A 17,208-nucleotide genomic window follows, 5' to 3' on the forward strand; every position below is an offset into this window, starting at 1 on the left:
GGCGCTAGGAGCTGTTGCACCAGGATCATTCGTTGCGGATTTCGTCATCCTGTTTACTGCATTCGTAAATTTTTCAGATATGCCTGCAGGTCTTTCTTGATCTCTGGCGCTAACAGGTACAAACCGATAATGTTCGGTACCGCCATGGCAAAAACCATGGAATCGGTAAATAAAATGATGTTTGACAACTGTGTTGCTGACCCAATCACGATGAACACGCAATATAAAACCTTATAAATATTTTCGACAATGTCATACTCACCGAACAGATAAGTCGTACATTTCAAGCCATAATAGGACCATGAGATCATGGTAGAGTAAGCAAACAAGAAAACCGTCACCGATAACACGTAGGGAAACCACGAAATTCCTGCTGCAAAAGCGCGGGATGTCAGTTCTACACCTTCAATGCCGCTGCCTTCGATATAAGCCCCAGAAATTACGATAACAAGTGCTGTGATCATACAGATAACCACTGTATCTATAAAAGGTCCCAGCATACCCACCATACCCTGACTGACGGGCACATCCGTCTTCACAGCGCTGTGCGCAATTGCGGACGACCCCAGGCCGGCCTCATTAGAAAAAGTGGCGCGTTGCACTCCCATCAGCAAGGCACCCATCAATGCTCCAACCCCCGCCTCCGGATATAATGCCATTTCTACGATAGTCTGCAACGCATCCGGTATCGTTTCATAATGTACTCCAATCACCACTAGACCCGCTACAATGTAGATCATCGCCATTACCGGCACGACACTACTTGCCACCGCCGCAATCCATTTAATACCACCCAGAATCACCAGGCCGACCAGTAATGCCATAAAAATTCCAAATAGCCAGCCACGTTCGGCCAGAAAACCAGATTCACCGCCGCTGACAACCAAAGCCTGCTGGTATGCCTGATTTGCTTGAAACAATCCACCGGCTCCAATAGTGCCGCCAACACAACACAGCGCAAAGAAACCAGCCATAAATCTGCCCAATCGGGGTTTGTGAAACTGATCAAAGGCCGCTCTGAGGTAGTACATGGGACCGCCCGAGATCGCTTCTGGATGTCGCTTAGACCCGTGCTGCCGGTATTTGACACCCAGTGTGACTTCTATGAATTTGGTAGACATACCGAAGACGCCCATGACCGACATCCATAATGCCGCACCTGGACCACCCACTGAAATAGCTACGGCCACACCAGCAATATTGCCCAAACCAACTGTTCCTGAGAGCGAGGTCATCAAAGCCTGGAATCGATTGATTTGGCCATCCACATCGTGCCGATCGTATTTGCCACGCAGCACATCGATACCGTGACGAAAACAGCGAATATTAATAAAACCAAAATACACTGTAAAAAAAAGTGCAGCTGCAACCAGCCACACCAGAACCAGCTTGATTTCAGAATCAAGAAACGGAATGCTATAGAAAATAACCGCAGCAACGGAATTTGAAATCGGTTCAACAGCCGCATCGATGATTTTATCGATTTCCATGTAGATATTTACTCCTGTGGCCTGGCGCCGATCACGCTGCCCTGTGTGTTGCTGATCGAAATATATTGCCGAGCGATCCACGGTGGCTGCAGTGCATCAATCGATCCGAGTTCTCAGACATTATTATTTTTGTGATCATTAAAAAGTAAAACAGAAAACCGTATATAACATTACCGGGTAATTGTTGTTTAAATCCACCAGCTAAAATGCTTCAATACTGGTAACGCCCGGACTCGATAAAAACAATTGCTACAGTAGTCACCAGGCATACCAAAACGCATGCACTCAGCCGATACAAAATTTTACTATTGTGCCATATTTTTATGTTTAAGCATATTTGCTGCCTACAGTTACACAACAATCTTCAACACTGTATTTACCGGTTACAACTAACTAAAAGAATGATTCAAGCTTATGATGAACTTTAAACGCGCTCTATTTTTTTCATGCGCACTGCTGATCTTACTCTGCCTGAAAACCCCGACGGCCCTCGGCGCTGAAATCTTTCGCAGTGAAGACGCCTCCGGAAAAGTCACCTATTCTGATAAAGCAACTAATGGCGCAAAGCCAGTTCAGCTATCAGAGCGTACTTACCGGCACCTTCACCGGGTAAAAAAAGTCTATGACGGCGACACCATTATTCTTGAGAACGGCAAACGTGTCAGGTTATTGGGCATCAATACACCCGAAATTGAAAGTCGTTATCGCGCAGGCGAACCTGGTGGAAAAATGGCCAAAGTATGGTTGCAGGAACGTCTTCAGGGACAGAAAGTATATCTGGAATACGATCTGGAGAAACAGGACAAATACAAACGGCTGCTTGCCCATTTGTTTATGTCCGACGGTACGCATATCAACCTTGAATTGATCAAAAATGGCCTGGCTTTTGTGAATATTATGCCTCCGAATTTAAGACATGCCGCCCAATTTGAGCGCGCCCAGTATCTCGCAGAACAACATAATCTGGGAATTTGGGGTATGGCGCGGTATCGCGCTCGGACACTGTCAACAATTGCAACTGACAACCGCGGCTGGCGGCGCTACACTGGGGTACCTCGAGCCATTCATCAGAAAAAAAAATTTACTTATCTGTTTTTTTCCGACGAGTTCAGTATTCGTATAGACAATAATCATATTGATCATTTTCATGATTTAACAGAATATCTGGGAGAAACGGTGGAAATCCGCGGCTGGGTTTCCAGGAGAAGTGAAAAATATTCAATTCAGATTCGTCACCCAAGTGCACTGATACGACTTTAAAATCCGAATGTACCCGTTAGCTGGCAGTCAGAAACTGCCGTAACGTGAGCGTTTGCTCCAACTGATTTTGGGAATAATCATCCCCAGTAGCAAACCGCCTAGCATCACCAGCGCTCCGGTGATAAACCAGTCTTTATCGTTATTGCTGCTAAGCGCACTGTATTCCGCCTGCAGTGTTTCCAGCTGTGATTTCGTTTCAACAAATTTCTGATGCAATTGCTTATTTTCCGCGTCAATCGCCAACACATTTGCCGCAGTACTTTTGATATCGTGCAACTGCTGCTCCAGCTGATCTTTTTCCTGTTCCAGATGAGTAACCCGCTTATTAATCTTCTCATACTCAGTTTTAATCAGATTTGCCTGGCTATGAATACTGCTGTTTTGAGGCTTCGTCTTGGTTATATGCTTGACCAGATGCTCCAGTTGAATCCTGGCTGCCGGTTCGCGCATGAGATAGCGGCTCAGCACCCAGCCTTCTGCACCGCCATGTGTCCTGACTTTTGAGTATCCATTTTCCATATCCTGTTCCAGCAGTTCAAGTGATGTGCCGCTTTTCACCATGCGTTGAATAGCGTGTTTTCCGCTTGGGCCACTTCGCAGTGTAATTTCAAAACGATCAGTGACATAACGCTGCTCGGCCGCAACCGGTACAGAAAAAATCACATTGCCAGTAAAAAAAGCAAACAGTATGACGAGATAACTTATTTTCATCGTTGATTGATATAAAACATTGAAGAGTTGATATTCGGACCCGGCAGAGTCGGGGGGCGGATATTCGCGATTATACAACGCTAGTAAGTTCTTTTTTGGGGGGGAAACGAATCCACTGTCAGCGGTTTAAGACGAACAGGCTTGTAATCAAGACGGCTATCTTCACTAAAAAACAGCGAATGTTTCAGCCATTTGTCATCATCTCGATCCGGATAATCGTCGCGCGCATGCGCACCTCGGCTTTCACGCCGCGCTTCGGCAGATACCATTGTTGCTATGGCAACCTCTTTCATATTATCGAGTTCCAATGCCTCGAAACGGGCCGTATTGAATATTTTGCTCTTATCCCTGATCTCAGTACAATTTACACGATCCGCCACTTCCCTGATTTTTTGTACGCCCTGTTTCAATGTATCCTCAAAACGAAATACGCCACAATAAGTCTGCATTGTCTTGCATAAGGCATCAGTTACCTGCGCAACGTTTTCACCATTCGTTTGGGTTTCCAGGCGTTCAAGTCTTGCCATCGTCATTTCGGTGGCGTCGCCAGGCAGAGGCTTGTGGTGCGTATTTCTTTTTAAATCCTCAATAATCTGATTGGCCGCTGCGCGACCAAAAACGATAATATCCAAAAGAGAATTCGTGCCAAGTCGATTGGCGCCGTGCACCGAGACACAAGCACACTCACCTACCGCATAGAAACCTGTCACGATTTCTTCCGGTCCTGTTTTATAAGGGGCAACTACCTGCCCAAAAAAATTTGTCGGAATGCCACCCATCATATAATGTGCTGTCGGTACCACGGGAATGGGATCATGAATCGGATCGGCATGTGCGAATTTCATTGCAAGTTCTCGAATTCCGGGCAATCGGGTCTTGATGATATTTGCACCCAAATGATCAAGCTTCAGCAGCAGATGATCGTTTTCATTGCCACAGCCGCGCCCTTCCTTGATCTCAATCGTCATTGCCCGTGCAACTACATCTCGACTGGCAAGGTCCTTGGCATTGGGAGCGTAACGCTCCATAAAACGCTCGCCATCCCGGTTAATCAGATAACCGCCTTCTCCTCTTACCGCTTCGCTGATCAATACACCAACACCATGAATGCCGGTCGGATGAAATTGCCAGAATTCCATATCCTCAAGCGGAATGCCCGCACGTGCCGCAATACCCAGCCCGTCACCGGTATTCGTCAGCGCATTGGTATTCGCCTGAAAAATGCGCCCGCCACCACCGGTGGCGAATAAAGTGGCTTTTGCCTGCAAAACCATCACCTCACCGGTTTCCATTTCCATCGCTACGACACCCAACACATCGCCAATAAGGTCACGAACCAGATCCAGACACATCCATTCGACAAAAAACTGGGTATTGGCACTAACATTGCGCTGATAGAGTGTATGGAGAAGCGCGTGACCGGTACGATCCGCGGCCGCGCAGGAGCGCGTGGCCTGCGCACCACCAAAATGCTGGGACTGACCTCCAAATGGGCGTTGGTAAATTTTTCCGTTCTCCAGACGATCAAACGGCATGCCATAATGCTCCAGCTCATACACCACTTCACTGGCCTGACGACACATGAATTCAATCGCGTCCTGATCCCCGAGATAATCGGAGCCCTTGACAGTATCATACATATGCCAGTGCCAGTGATCATCTGTCACATTACCCAGTGAAGCCGCTATACCACCCTGTGCTGATACGGTATGCGACCGGGTTGGAAAAACCTTGGATAACACGGCAACCTTGAGCCCGGCCTCGGATAATTGCAATGCTGCACGCATACCCGCTCCGCCTGCGCCAACAATGACAACATCGAATTTTCTTGTTACAACCGCCACATCAGCTCCATAAAATTTCAACAGCCCACACCAGGTATACCAGCAGGGAGACAATTACCAGAATCTGCAGCGCCAGACGGACTGACACTGGCTTGATATAATCCATCAGCACATTGCGAACACCCACCCAGGCATGCCACATTAATGAGACCAGAAAGAGAAATGAAGCAATTCGCATCCATTGATGACCGAAAATAGCCACCCACTTTGCCTGATCCAGCGGTGATGAAATCCAGACAACCACAGCAAACAAAATGATATAGGCTGTCATCAACACGGCTGTCACACGCTGCACCAGCCAGTCTTTTAAGCCGTAGTGCGCACCCGTAACAATACGGCCATTCTGTTTTACCATAAGGTAATTCCTACAGCCAGCGTCAACGTAACACTCACAGCCAGCACCCATTTGCTGCTTGCTCGCGCATGGGCAAGTGCGATGCCATAATGCAAATCTAACGCAAGATAGCGTATACCCGCACACAAATGATGCAAGCCAAACCAGACAAACATAAGAATCAGACCTTTTACGAGCGGGTTCTGTATAAGCGTGTGTAATGCCTCAAAACTATCTGCTGACTCAAGCAACATCTGCAGACCATAGAGCAACAGCGGTATACCCGGAAAAAAAAGCAAAACACCACTGATACGATGCATGATCGAAACGATGGCCGGTAATGGTTGACTGATTTTGAACAGATTGAGATGCTTGGGGCGTTGTTTTTTTAAAAGTTTCGCTTCCATGCATGAAACCCTATTGTGATTGATGTAAAGCAATCCAGATGCGCTTCACTGCTAACAAGTTTAGTCTGTTATACTTCATGATACAAGTCATAATATTTATACTGTGAAGGTTGACTGGATTAAATATGCACGTGTGAAAAAGCCGAATTTCGCTGATTTTGATTTACCGGAGTAAATGACTAACCCTTTGACTTTTGGTCGCAACAAACAGCGAGCGGTGTTCGTTTTACTATTTTTGTTCCAGTAAATGATGAAAATCTTTCGCTTACCAAACAAACGTGAAACTATTAAACCCTGTTAGAATATAAACAATCCAGAAAAAGCGTATTACCTAGCAGAACATGTCTAACCGCTTACCTCAGGAAACAGTATTTTCCGCCAATGATGCCAGCGAATACTGGCAATCACCCCGGCTTGACACAAGACCGTGGCATAAATCACGTCGATTTATCATTTTTACCATTGCCTTTGTGATCAGTATCGGGTTATCGCTAGGTTATGTATTTTTACGCTCACCTGTTTATCAAAGTTATGCGACACTCTTGACGGTTGCCAAAACTGCAATAGATTCACCCAGCAGCGATGCCGATATTCAACATGTTGCCATCCAGAAACAGATATTGCTGGGCTCCGAATTGCTGGCTGAAACGTCAAGACGTTTGCAGACTGTCAATAATCCAGGCAATCATATCCATCTAAATACAGGTGATATTCGGCAGATGCTCGATGTCAGGCCAGTCGCCGAAACCAACCTGATAGAAATGGTGGCCGAGGGAACCGACGCGAAGACATTACCCCTACTGATTAATACATGGATAGATGTATATCTGGATGCCAGAGCAGCAGAGGTCTCCCGTCTGCTGGGTGACACCACTCAAATTATTCAGGACGAACTTGACGGGTTGACCAAAAAAATCCAGATCAAACGCGTCGAACTTGACCAATTCAGACATGAACATGATATTGCTTCCATTGAGCGTGAAGAAAACGAGGCACTGGCACGTTTGAAAGGACTGAACGAAGCGTTAAACGATGCCAGTGAAGATGAAGTCAAGGCCAAAGCGAAGCTGGATGCAATCAATAAAGCAATTGAACGCGGACAAGCCGTGGTACCGCAGGAAGACACGCGCACTCTGAGCCTGCTTGAAGACCGGGCACAGGAATTACGACAGCAACTGGCGGAATTGAATCTCCGCTACACACAGGAATATCTTAACTTATCGCCTGCGCTCAAAGTCATACCCGAGCAACTCAGTGCGCTTGAAGCAGAAATCAAGCGCATGCGTCAGCACGGCCAGACGGTAGTTCAATCCGACGCGCAGCAGGAATATGCAGCGGCCAAGCAGACTGCCGATGAAATACGTCAGCAACTCAATGTACATAAAAGAAAAGCGACCGCTTTTTCGAGCCGTTTCACAGAACATGAAGCATTAAAAGGTGATCTCGAAGCGCTGGAAGCACTTTTTCGTGAAACGCAGGAACGACTGGCTCAGATTGAAGCCAAATACGCAGGCAAATATCCCCAGGTTGATGTCATCGAACGCGCTTTTTTACCCGGCACACCCATCCGCCCTGATTATTTGCGCGATGCAGGAATCGCCTTAATCATCTCGATTATTTTCGGTCTGTTCTGTGTCTGGATCGCCGAATTTCTTACTCGAAAAACCGAGCCGAAACCGATCGTCAATCTGTCAGGCGTACATTTGTACGACCGTCGTATCAATCCGGATTCCCTGGAAATGCAGCGACAGCCTGTTGATGCCCTGCCGCAGCAGAACCCTGCCCTGAACACCCCGCTGCCACAGGAAATTTCCGCGCAGCAAATCAAAATGTTACTTCACAGTGCTGGTTACAGGGAAAAACTGTTGATTGCACTGCTGCTCAGCGGCGCAACTTTGGATGAAATTGCAGCGATTAAACAGGAGGATATCGATTTTGACAAGAAAAGACTGACAATCCATGGCATGACACCCAGAACAATACCGTTGAGCCCTGCCTTAAAATCGCTTTTTGAAAACACCGCCTGTAAATTGGTTCACTCATCCGGAGAGCCGTTGTCGGCAGAAGACCTGACTGCTTTACTTACTTGTGCAATTGCTGATGCAGACTTGTCTGATAACGGTGAAATCAGCGCCGGTGCACTGCGACATACTTACCTGGTTTATCTGGCCAGACAGGGCATCCGTCTTGCCGAACTTGAAGCAGTTGCGGGTTACATTCCACCGAAAGAACTGTCCAGCTACAGTAGCTTTCAGCCTGCCGGCCCCAGACGGTCCAGTCAGGATATTGACTGGATTTATCCGCAATTACAACAAATCATGACATAATCATTGTTTATTTCCACAGAATTTAATACTGACTCCCGTCCCAGCAACGACATAAACGACAAACCATACACTGAACTTTCACCCTATTTATCCCTCATGATAAAATACATCCTGTACGTGAACTCTACATTCAGTCGATTGATTCTGTAATTTTTTTGAAATGATACATATCACAATCAATGGTGAAACCCGCCAGTTCAACCAGCCGATAAATATTGAACAGTTTGTTGACGAAAACAATTTAATAGGCAAACGAATCGCCATTGAACGAAACGGTGAAATTGTGCCACGCAGCCAGTTTGCCGAACAGTTTCTGGCTGACGGTGACTGCCTTGAAGTTGTCGTTGCTGTCGGTGGCGGCTAGCACCGAATAATTCACCGTGATACCTGTCTGCATGCACCTTTTCCCGTACTGGTTGATCGTTGAAAATCTGAAAATTTTCGTATCGCGCAAATAACTGTTAGTTCACTCAATTATGATTCAACTCAATACAGTATTTCATGGATAACCTTATCATTGCCGGAAAAACCTATTCTTCGAGACTCCTGGTCGGCACAGGCAAATATAAAGATTTTTCAGAAACACGTGCGGCCATTGAAGCCAGCGGCGCGGAAATCATCACCGTTGCGATCCGCCGCACCAACATCGGCCAACATGCCGACGAACCCAACCTGCTCGACAGCGTTCCCCCGTCTAAATATAGCCTGCTACCCAACACGGCGGGTTGTTACACGGTCGATGACGCAGTCCGCACCTTACGCCTGGCCAGGGAGCTGCTCGACGGCCACACACTGGTCAAACTGGAAGTGCTAGGAGACCCTAGGACGCTATATCCAAACATCGTAGAAACGATCAAAGCAGCTGAAATACTGGTCAAGGAAGGCTTTGATGTAATGGTTTATACATCCGACGACCCGATTGCAGCCAGACAACTGGAAGAAATCGGCTGCGTAGCCATTATGCCGCTGGCTTCATTAATCGGATCCGGTATGGGAATTCTGAATCCGTGGAATCTGCAAATCATAATTGACAACGCCAGCGTACCGGTGCTCGTAGATGCCGGTGTCGGCACCGCATCCGATGCTGCCATAGCGCTGGAACTTGGCTGCGACGGCGTGCTGATGAATACAGCCATTGCCGCTGCACATAATCCGGTATTGATGGCGTCAGCAATGCGAAAAGCCGTCGAAGCAGGTCGTGAGGCCTATCTGGCCGGTCGCATGGCAAAAAAAATGTATACCGCCAGCCCGAGCTCTCCGGTTGAAGGCGTGATTGCCAGCGCACGATCACAGTAGCCAGAGTAAAACCGCATCTGCTCATGACTCACACCATTCGCAGTTTTGTTCTGCGCCAGGGTAGGATTTCTAACGCACAGCGCCGCGCCTGTGAAACGCTGCTGCCCAAGTACGGCATTCCTTTCAAACGCGAACTAATCAAACTGGAGACCGTGTTTGGCAGGCAAGCGCCCAAAATACTCGAAATCGGTTTCGGTATGGGTGAAACAACGGCTGACATTGCCTATACCCACCCCGACCAGGATTATCTGGCAGTTGAGGTACATGCCCCCGGCGTTGGCAGCCTGCTAAACCAGATCGAAATACGCGGACTTACCAATCTGCGCATTATTCAACACGATGCCGTAGAAGTCATGCAACATATGCTGCCACCCATGTGTCTTGACGGCGTGCATATTTTTTTTCCCGATCCATGGCCCAAGGCAAAACATCACAAGCGCCGATTAATCCAACCGGCATTTGTCAACCTTCTGTGCAAACTGCTAAAGCAAGAGGCGTACGTGCATCTGGCTACTGACTGGGAAGAATACGCCCAGCATATGATCGAAGTACTGAATAACGAGCGTCTGTTGTACAATACTGCCAGCCAATATGCAAACCGGCCGGCGTACAGGCCTGTAACCAAATTCGAGAAACGTGGCATCAAACTGGGACATGCGGTATGGGACGTGATTTTTCGGCGAAATTCAACCCCCGCGTCACCCCCTGTGATAGCGTTAAACAAGGCTGATTGATAATTGCTCCTATCCGTAATATAGTTACACCCATTGATAATCAGCTAAACAACTTCATTTTGTTCATTTTGAATCCTCATGCAAATTCCAAATCTTAAATTTCAATATATTTTACTATCTGTATTTGCAGCGCTCTCTTTTTTTATAACCAGCCCGGTCCAAGCCGAGCAAGTCGTCGTTTATTCGGCCAGAATAGAGCAACTTATCAAACCCATGTTTGACGTGTTTACCGAAAAAACCGGTATCAAGGTCAAATTTACCACAGACAAAGAAGGCGCTTTGCTCGCCCGTCTTCAAGCGGAAGGCAAGAACACACCCGCTGACATGTTGATCACGGCAGATGCCGGAAACTTGTGGGCTGCAGCACAGGCAGGTGTACTCAGGCCATTTGATTCGCAAATACTCAAATCCAATATCCCTCTGCATTTGCGCGATCCAGATAACGAGTGGTTCGGGTTATCCATACGTGCGCGTACGATTGTTTACAATACCGATAAAGTCGATCCCGAAGAGTTGTCCACTTATGAGGACCTCGCCGATCCCAAATGGAAAAACCGTCTTTGTCTGCGCACATCAAAAAAAGTCTATAATCAATCGCTGGTTGCGATGATGATCGCCGAACTTGGTGAAGCTGAAGCCGAGAAAGTTGTGAAAGGCTGGGTATCCAATCTGGCAACAGACCCGCTATCCGATGATACGCGTGCGATGGAATTTGTCGCGGCAGGCCGGTGTGACTTGACGATTGTCAATTCGTATTATCTCGGACGTCTGCTGCAAAAAAATCCGGATTTGCCGCTGGCTATTTTCTGGCCTAACCAGAAGAGTGAATATAGCGGCGGTGTTCACGTCAATATTTCAGGCGCAGGGCTTACGCGATACGGAAAAAATCCGCAAGCAGCGGAGCAATTGCTTGAGTTTTTATCCTCCATTCAGGCACAAAAACTGTTTGCCGAAGTCAACATGGAATATCCGGTCAACCCAAATATTGCACCCGATCCCATTGTCGCATCCTGGGGACGCTTTGTACAAAGCAGCATTAACCTGGTCAAGGCCGGTGAACTGCAGGCCGCGGCAGTTAAACTGATGGATCGTGCAGGTTACCGATAAGCGTAGCACATCATTTTAAAATGTTTAATCTGATGGACATGTGATTGCTGGCTGGCGACTGATTCCGTTTCTGGCCGCACTGCTGGTCATAATTCCAGTTGGTGTGGTCATGTCGTCCCTGCTCGCACCAACTGGTGATATCTGGGAACATCTGGTAGAGAATACTCTGCCGCTACTGTTGAAAAATACTTTCTGGCTGGCACTGGGTGTTCTGACTGGAACGGGCTTACTGGGCGTCAGCCTGGCCTGGTTTACGGCAGTTTATGAGTTTCCCGGTCGTAGTTTTTTCACTTGGGCGCTGCTGCTGCCGTTGGCGATTCCGGCCTATGTCACTGCCTTTGTTGCGCTGGGATTGTTTGATTTTACTGGCCCCATTCAGACCCTGCTGCGCGCCTGGCTGGACTCCGACCTGCTATGGTTTCCGGACATTCGCAGCACCGGCGGCGTTATAATAATCATGTCGCTTGCGTTTTATCCCTATGTGTATCTGCTGGCACGCAATGCATTCATCAGTCAGGGAAAGCGGTCGCTGGAAGTAGCGCAATCATTGGGGCATACACAGCGCGCCGGTTTTTATAAAGTCGCACTACCTATGGCACGTCCGTGGATTGCCGGCGGGCTGATGCTGGTCCTAATGGAGACGCTGGCCGATTTCGGTACCGTTGCGGTATTCAATTACGATACTTTCACCACTGCTATCTATAAGGCGTGGTTCAGCCTGTTTTCATTGACAGCGGCCTCTCAATTGGCTTCTTTACTGATACTAATCGTTTTTGTCATTGTCGTTCTCGAGCAGCAGTTTCGTTCACGCATGCGCTATGCAGAAACCAGAAAAAGCGAACGGGCTAACCGCATTTATCCTGCCAAATGCTACCGCTGGTGCATTACCGGTGTTATTGCGGCGGTCTGGTTTCTTGCTTTTGTACTGCCAGTCGGGCAGCTGTTACACTGGACAATGCAATCGTTCGCAACAGACTTTGACCTGAATCGATATCTTGAGTTTCTCTGGCATTCGGTATCACTTTCGGGCATGGCAGCCCTGATTACCTGTTGCACCGTTATCATGATTGTCTACGCTGCGCGCCGTTTTCCTGGATACGCCATGCAACTGGCCGTACGTACCGCTACCATCGGCTATGCGTTACCCGGCGCTGTACTCGCTATTGGAATTTTCATACCGCTGAGCTGGCTCGATGCCCGTCTCAGTGATCTGGCTTCTGCATTGTTCGAGGTGGAAACGGGCCTCTTGATTCAGGGTACATTCCTCATCATGCTGCTGGCGTATCTGATCCGCTTTATGGCCGTCAGTCACTATCCGATTAACGGTGCCATGCAGCGGGTTACGCCCAGTATAGAAGAAGCCGCCATGTGCATGGGTCTGCATGGCTGGGTTATGATTCGAAAAATTCATATACCCATGCTCAAATCTGGTATTTTCACCGGCGCGTCGCTGGTATTCGTTGACGTAATGAAGGAAATGCCAATAACGCTGATGACTCGCCCTTTTGGCTGGGATACGCTGGCAGTACGTATCTTTGAAATGACTTCCGAGGGGGAATGGGAACAGGCCGCCTTACCCGCACTGACACTGGTACTCGCAGGGCTGATTCCCATTCTTTTTTTCATGCGCCAAACCGAACACTGAAGAAAACGGTATACTGTGACCAAACTCATAAGTGCCGACGCTGCGCAAAATCCGGCCGACACCAATTGTCAGTTCACATACAGGCGACTATATTTGCGATTGTAAATAATTGTGCAGCCCGATTTTTTCAATCAGACCGAGTTGTTTCTCCAGCCAATAGGCATGATCCTCTTCAGTCTCCGCCAGTAGCGTTTCCAGAATTTCCCTGGTCTGGTAATCCTGTTCCTGCTCGCAGGCAGCAATAGCATCGCGCAGCGCAACAATAACCTCGCGTTCAAGTTCCAGGTCGTTTTTCAGCATTGCCGGCACGTCGCTGCCTATTCTTAACGGACTGCGGTTGCCTACCGCAGGCACTCCCTCAAGAAAAAGAATTCGTTTGATCAACTGGTCCGCGTGCTGTTTCTCATCGTCCATTTCATGATCGATGCGTTCATAAAGCTTACTGAATCCCCAGTCTTCATACATGCGCGAATGCGTAAAATATTGGTCCATGGCTGTCAACTCAGCTGCCAGTAACGTATTTAGCGTATCGATAATTCTAGCGTTTCCTTTCATGCGACTCTCCTTCTAAAAAACAATTTGACTGCAATAAGCTTTCTGTTTGCGATTTAAGGCAGTACAACTGCCTGACCCGTGCACCCTCCCCCTGTTTTTTGCAAAAACCGTTTAGTAGGTTCAACAAACAAGAACCGCAACATCGCGAAATAAGCAGGTTAAAACCGGAAACAAGTCACATTATAATCACCTATTACTATAAATACAAAATTAACTTATTGATTACAAATAATAATTATTATCGATATTATTATATACTTAATTGTTCCAACCATTAAAGTCATAGAGCCGTGCCATTGACTAAACACAATACTGCCCTGTGTGAATAATCAATTGCCTGCCAAGTAAGTGAAAATGATATGCTCGCGTAGCAGGGACCAGCTAAACTGGCTCGTGCTTTAGCTACAAAGTGTATTAGCGAATTATTTAAATAAATTAACCATATGAATTCTCATAATTATTCCTCGGCGTGCGATAGACAACACAAGTGGTGCACCACTTACAGTACATCGCAAAGCAGATTAGAATCATCCGAAAGAAGGATATAACCACAAAAACCATCATTATTTATTTCTTAAAGTTATCTGCCAGCGGCTATCATTTCAGCTGCCGCCGGACAAAAATGATCTGGAGAGCAGATAAAATCTTGCGTAGAATACGCGGCTTACAACAATTCCAGGATTAACACATGACTATTCTGGATTTGCGACTGAAACCCTTTACGAAAATGATTTTAAGCGAGTTAACGACATGTGTGGAATAGTAGGTCTGTTTGATACGCACGGCAACAGCACAATCGACCGGCAGCAGCTTGTTCAAATGAACCAGACCCAGGTACACCGGGGTCCGGACGAAGGCGAGGTATATATCGAGCCCGGACTCGGACTGGGGCATCGCCGCCTGTCTATCATGGATGTCGCCAGCGGGCAACAACCGCTGTTTAATGAAGATGGCAGTGTCGTTGTCGTCTTCAACGGTGAAATCTACAACTACCAGAAGCTTGCCAAACAACTAATCGAGGCCGGGCATCAGTTCAAGACCCATTGCGACACTGAAGTTATCGTGCATGCCTGGGAGGAATGGGGCGAACAGTGCGTCAACCATTTCCGCGGTATGTTCGCTTTCGGGCTTTGGGACAGAAATCGCCAGACCCTGTTTCTGGCGCGCGACCGTCTCGGCATCAAACCGCTTTATTACGCGCTGCTGGATAACGGACAACTCATTTTCTCGTCCGAACTCAAGGCACTGGTCGCACACCCCGCGCTGAGTCGGGATATGGATCCCTGCGCGGTTGAAGACTATTTCGCCTATGGCTATATTCCGGAACCGAAAACCATATTCAAGCAGGCGCGAAAACTGTCGCCGGGATTCATGCTCACCGTACAGCGCGGACAAACACAGCTGCAGCCGAAGCAATACTGGGACGTGCCGTTTAACCGGCAGGACACCATCGACGAATCCGAGGTACAGGAATCACTGATTGCCAAACTGCGCGAATCGGTCGACATTCACCTGATGACGGAAGTACCGCTTGGCGCGTTTTTATCAGGCGGTGTCGATTCGAGCGCAGTAGTGGCGATGATGAGCGGTATCATGAACGAGCCTGTCAACACCTGCTCGATATCGTTCGGTGACCCCGCATTCAACGAATCACGCTACGCGCAGGAAGTCGCCGACCGCTACCGTACCAATCACCATGTCAAACAGGTCGAACACGACGATTTCGACCTGATCGACAAGCTGGCGCTGCTGTATGACGAACCGTATGCCGACAGTTCCGCGCTGCCCACCTACCGCGTCTGCGAGCTGGCGCGCGAACGTGTCACCGTGGTATTGTCCGGCGACGGCGGCGATGAAAATTTTGCCGGCTACCGCCGTTACCGCTGGCATATGCTCGAAGAAAAAATGCGCGCCACATTGCCGTTGACGATCCGCAAACCGCTGTTCGGTTTTCTTGGCCATGTCTATCCCAAGGCAGACTGGGCGCCGCGCATGTTTCGCGCCAAGGCCACATTTGAAGCACTCGCACGTGATGCCGTCGAGGGCTATTTCCACAGCGTTTCAATCATGAGCGACGCCATGCGTCAACGCTTGTTCGCGCCCACGTTCAAAAACGATCTGCAGGCGTATCAGGCGGTCAATGTTTTACGGTCTTATGCCGAACAATGCCCGACCGACGATGCGCTGTCGCGCGTACAGTATATCGACATGAAAACTTATCTGGTCGGCGATATCCTCACCAAAGTCGACCGCGCAAGCATGGCACACGCACTTGAAGTCCGAGTGCCGCTACTCGACCATGAACTGGTCGAGTGGATCTCCACCCTGCCCGCTTCAATCAAGCTCAAGGACGGCAAAGGCAAGTATGTGTTCAAAAAAGCGCTGGAGCCGTACCTGTCCGACAACATTCTCTACCGTAATAAAATGGGATTTTCGGTACCGCTCGCCGACTGGTTCCGCGGCCCCTTGCGCCAGCGCGTGCGCGACGCCGTTCTGGGCCCGGTACTTGCCGAAACCGGCATCTTCAACCGGACCTATCTTGAAGAACTGGTCGAGCACCACCAGTCCGGCAGACGCGACTACAGCGCGCCACTGTGGACGCTGCTGATGTTCGAATCGTTTGTACGCAACATCGTCAAGGGCGCAGGCCGGTTCGTGTACGAGAAAAAACAGGCTGCATAAAAAAAGCAGGATATCAACGTCGAAGCGGCAACAAGCCCGCTGATTGCACCGCGCCATCACCCTCCATTTGTCCCTCGCGCACGCCATCGCGCGACAGCCAAATGGTGGCTGCCGGCAGGTCCTGCCTGTCCTGACGGGTTCAATGACTTAGGCCAGAACGTGGACCAAGACCATTGCTACGGTCGTCATGGGCGCGTCTGGTGCCACTTAGAAGAACATGCACCTGTAGCGGCCAGCAAGACGGACGAACTGCTTTGAATTCGACCAGCACTATTTCCTCGCTGGTTGCAGGATTCGATTTTGTAGTTTGATCGTTGCGCAGCAAAGTTTCTAATACTTCCTTTTGATCGCATCTGTATCCGCTTTGACCATCCGAACGACGTTCATTTTATTCAACGCCAACGTTCAAGATAATGTCAGTATTCCCTCAGAAAGCTAACGCGCAGCGCTTGGCATGACAACAGCAAAAGTTGTCCATTCTCGTGATATTGATCATGGTTTTTGAGTATTTCCGCATACGCGGCAAACAACAGCTGGGCAAGCGAACGGTTAGCGCCCTGATCTATCGTGGGCAATTTGTTTGTACAATCTGGACAAACATGGCAGGAAATTTTTGCACCGGTCAGCCGGAAATAGCCGCAAGCGTTGTTCAAAGCTACAGATTATTGGCTGATCCAGAGAGGCGTTGACAGTGCAGCAGCAACGATTTGGCCAGCACGATCCCAGACCGCTGAAAAATACGACATCGATTAATTGCTGCTTCCAGCTCGTGACAGCCCTTTTCATTTTGCCAGGCTGTATTATGCATGACCCGGT

Annotated in this window: 16 protein-coding genes; 8 read left to right on the forward strand and 8 right to left on the reverse strand. The window is 48.4% G+C overall.

Features of this window, described 5'->3' with window-relative positions; genetic code table 11:
- Positions 1–53: 53 nt before the first annotated feature.
- On the reverse strand, positions 54–1,490 hold the full coding sequence (locus tag BMX44_RS02010; RefSeq protein ID WP_090627463.1) for an alanine/glycine:cation symporter family protein: 1,437 nt from the start codon (positions 1,488–1,490) through the stop codon (positions 54–56).
- A gap of 414 nt (positions 1,491–1,904) precedes the next feature.
- On the opposite strand from BMX44_RS02010, the gene BMX44_RS02015 reads away from it, so the two are divergent.
- Positions 1,905–2,750: a thermonuclease family protein gene (locus BMX44_RS02015; protein WP_090627464.1), complete on the forward strand. Its 846-nt coding sequence runs from the start codon at positions 1,905–1,907 to the stop codon at positions 2,748–2,750.
- A gap of 27 nt (positions 2,751–2,777) precedes the next feature.
- On the opposite strand, the gene BMX44_RS02020 is transcribed toward BMX44_RS02015, so the two are convergent.
- The 4 genes from BMX44_RS02020 to sdhC all read right to left on the reverse strand — a co-directional run bounded on the left by BMX44_RS02020 (position 2,778) and on the right by sdhC (position 6,046).
- Positions 2,778–3,461: a TIGR04211 family SH3 domain-containing protein gene (locus BMX44_RS02020; protein WP_143056866.1), complete on the reverse strand. Its 684-nt coding sequence runs from the start codon at positions 3,459–3,461 to the stop codon at positions 2,778–2,780.
- An 80-nt stretch (positions 3,462–3,541) separates the two neighbouring features.
- A complete protein-coding gene (gene sdhA / locus BMX44_RS02025) occupies positions 3,542–5,305 on the reverse strand; it encodes a succinate dehydrogenase flavoprotein subunit (protein ID WP_090627467.1) in 1,764 nt (587 codons plus the stop codon).
- A gap of 1 nt (position 5,306) precedes the next feature.
- Positions 5,307–5,660 (reverse strand): succinate dehydrogenase, hydrophobic membrane anchor protein, encoded by a 354-nt coding sequence (sdhD, locus tag BMX44_RS02030; protein WP_090627469.1) that lies wholly within the window; start codon positions 5,658–5,660, stop codon positions 5,307–5,309.
- Complete coding sequence (gene sdhC, locus BMX44_RS02035; protein ID WP_090627470.1) at positions 5,654–6,046, reverse strand: succinate dehydrogenase, cytochrome b556 subunit; 393 nt, start codon at positions 6,044–6,046, stop codon at positions 5,654–5,656. The genes sdhD and sdhC overlap by 7 nt, the downstream gene beginning before the upstream one ends.
- 341 nt (positions 6,047–6,387) lie before the next feature.
- On the opposite strand from sdhC, the gene BMX44_RS02040 reads away from it, so the two are divergent.
- The 6 genes from BMX44_RS02040 (at position 6,388) to BMX44_RS02065 (ending at position 13,155) form a co-directional block, all read left to right on the forward strand.
- Positions 6,388–8,373 (forward strand): GumC family protein, encoded by a 1,986-nt coding sequence (locus BMX44_RS02040; RefSeq protein ID WP_090627472.1) that lies wholly within the window; start codon positions 6,388–6,390, stop codon positions 8,371–8,373.
- A gap of 160 nt (positions 8,374–8,533) precedes the next feature.
- Positions 8,534–8,737, forward strand: a complete 204-nt coding sequence (gene thiS / locus BMX44_RS02045; RefSeq protein ID WP_090627474.1) for a sulfur carrier protein ThiS — start codon at positions 8,534–8,536, stop codon at positions 8,735–8,737.
- Between the two features lie 137 nt (positions 8,738–8,874).
- Entirely contained in the window at positions 8,875–9,669 is a 795-nt protein-coding gene (locus tag BMX44_RS02050) for a thiazole synthase (RefSeq protein ID WP_090627476.1), read from the forward strand.
- A 23-nt stretch (positions 9,670–9,692) separates the two neighbouring features.
- Positions 9,693–10,403 carry a tRNA (guanosine(46)-N7)-methyltransferase TrmB gene (trmB, locus tag BMX44_RS02055; protein ID WP_090627477.1) on the forward strand — a complete coding sequence of 237 codons (711 nt, stop codon included), beginning with the start codon at positions 9,693–9,695 and terminating at the stop codon, positions 10,401–10,403.
- Positions 10,404–10,481: 78 nt separating this feature from the next.
- Positions 10,482–11,510: an extracellular solute-binding protein gene (locus BMX44_RS02060; RefSeq protein ID WP_090627479.1), complete on the forward strand. Its 1,029-nt coding sequence runs from the start codon at positions 10,482–10,484 to the stop codon at positions 11,508–11,510.
- A 43-nt stretch (positions 11,511–11,553) separates the two neighbouring features.
- The gene (locus BMX44_RS02065; RefSeq protein ID WP_245738798.1) at positions 11,554–13,155 is read left to right on the forward strand and encodes an ABC transporter permease; all 1,602 of its coding nucleotides are present in this window, start codon (positions 11,554–11,556) and stop codon (positions 13,153–13,155) included.
- A gap of 87 nt (positions 13,156–13,242) precedes the next feature.
- On the opposite strand, the gene bfr is transcribed toward BMX44_RS02065, so the two are convergent.
- Entirely contained in the window at positions 13,243–13,710 is a 468-nt protein-coding gene (gene bfr, locus BMX44_RS02070; RefSeq protein WP_090627481.1) for a bacterioferritin, read from the reverse strand.
- 750 nt (positions 13,711–14,460) lie between these two features.
- On the opposite strand from bfr, the gene BMX44_RS02075 reads away from it, so the two are divergent.
- Entirely contained in the window at positions 14,461–16,392 is a 1,932-nt protein-coding gene (locus BMX44_RS02075; protein WP_090627483.1) for an XrtA/PEP-CTERM system amidotransferase, read from the forward strand.
- 139 nt (positions 16,393–16,531) lie between these two features.
- Here BMX44_RS02075 and BMX44_RS16410 read toward each other — a convergent pair whose 3' ends face one another.
- A complete protein-coding gene (locus tag BMX44_RS16410; protein WP_143056867.1) occupies positions 16,532–16,717 on the reverse strand; it encodes a hypothetical protein in 186 nt (61 codons plus the stop codon).
- 330 nt (positions 16,718–17,047) lie between these two features.
- The gene (locus BMX44_RS16700; RefSeq protein WP_177167635.1) at positions 17,048–17,200 is read right to left on the reverse strand and encodes a hypothetical protein; all 153 of its coding nucleotides are present in this window, start codon (positions 17,198–17,200) and stop codon (positions 17,048–17,050) included.
- Positions 17,201–17,208: the final 8 nt, after the last annotated feature.

This window comes from Nitrosomonas marina (assembly GCF_900110145.1).
Classification (GTDB): domain Bacteria; phylum Pseudomonadota; class Gammaproteobacteria; order Burkholderiales; family Nitrosomonadaceae; genus Nitrosomonas; species Nitrosomonas marina.

Coding starts and splice junctions, on each gene's coding strand:
- BMX44_RS02010 (WP_090627463.1), bottom strand. CDS start 1,490: ATGGAAATCGATAAAATCATCGATGCGGCTGTTGAACCGATTTCAAAT.
- BMX44_RS02015 (WP_090627464.1), top strand. CDS start 1,905: ATGATGAACTTTAAACGCGCTCTATTTTTTTCATGCGCACTGCTGATC.
- BMX44_RS02020 (WP_143056866.1), bottom strand. CDS start 3,461: ATGAAAATAAGTTATCTCGTCATACTGTTTGCTTTTTTTACTGGCAAT.
- sdhD (WP_090627469.1), bottom strand. CDS start 5,660: ATGGTAAAACAGAATGGCCGTATTGTTACGGGTGCGCACTACGGCTTA.
- sdhC (WP_090627470.1), bottom strand. CDS start 6,046: ATGGAAGCGAAACTTTTAAAAAAACAACGCCCCAAGCATCTCAATCTG.
- BMX44_RS02040 (WP_090627472.1), top strand. CDS start 6,388: ATGTCTAACCGCTTACCTCAGGAAACAGTATTTTCCGCCAATGATGCC.
- thiS (WP_090627474.1), top strand. CDS start 8,534: ATGATACATATCACAATCAATGGTGAAACCCGCCAGTTCAACCAGCCG.
- BMX44_RS02050 (WP_090627476.1), top strand. CDS start 8,875: ATGGATAACCTTATCATTGCCGGAAAAACCTATTCTTCGAGACTCCTG.
- trmB (WP_090627477.1), top strand. CDS start 9,693: ATGACTCACACCATTCGCAGTTTTGTTCTGCGCCAGGGTAGGATTTCT.
- BMX44_RS02060 (WP_090627479.1), top strand. CDS start 10,482: ATGCAAATTCCAAATCTTAAATTTCAATATATTTTACTATCTGTATTT.
- bfr (WP_090627481.1), bottom strand. CDS start 13,710: ATGAAAGGAAACGCTAGAATTATCGATACGCTAAATACGTTACTGGCA.
- BMX44_RS02075 (WP_090627483.1), top strand. CDS start 14,461: ATGTGTGGAATAGTAGGTCTGTTTGATACGCACGGCAACAGCACAATC.
- BMX44_RS16700 (WP_177167635.1), bottom strand. CDS start 17,200: ATGCATAATACAGCCTGGCAAAATGAAAAGGGCTGTCACGAGCTGGAA.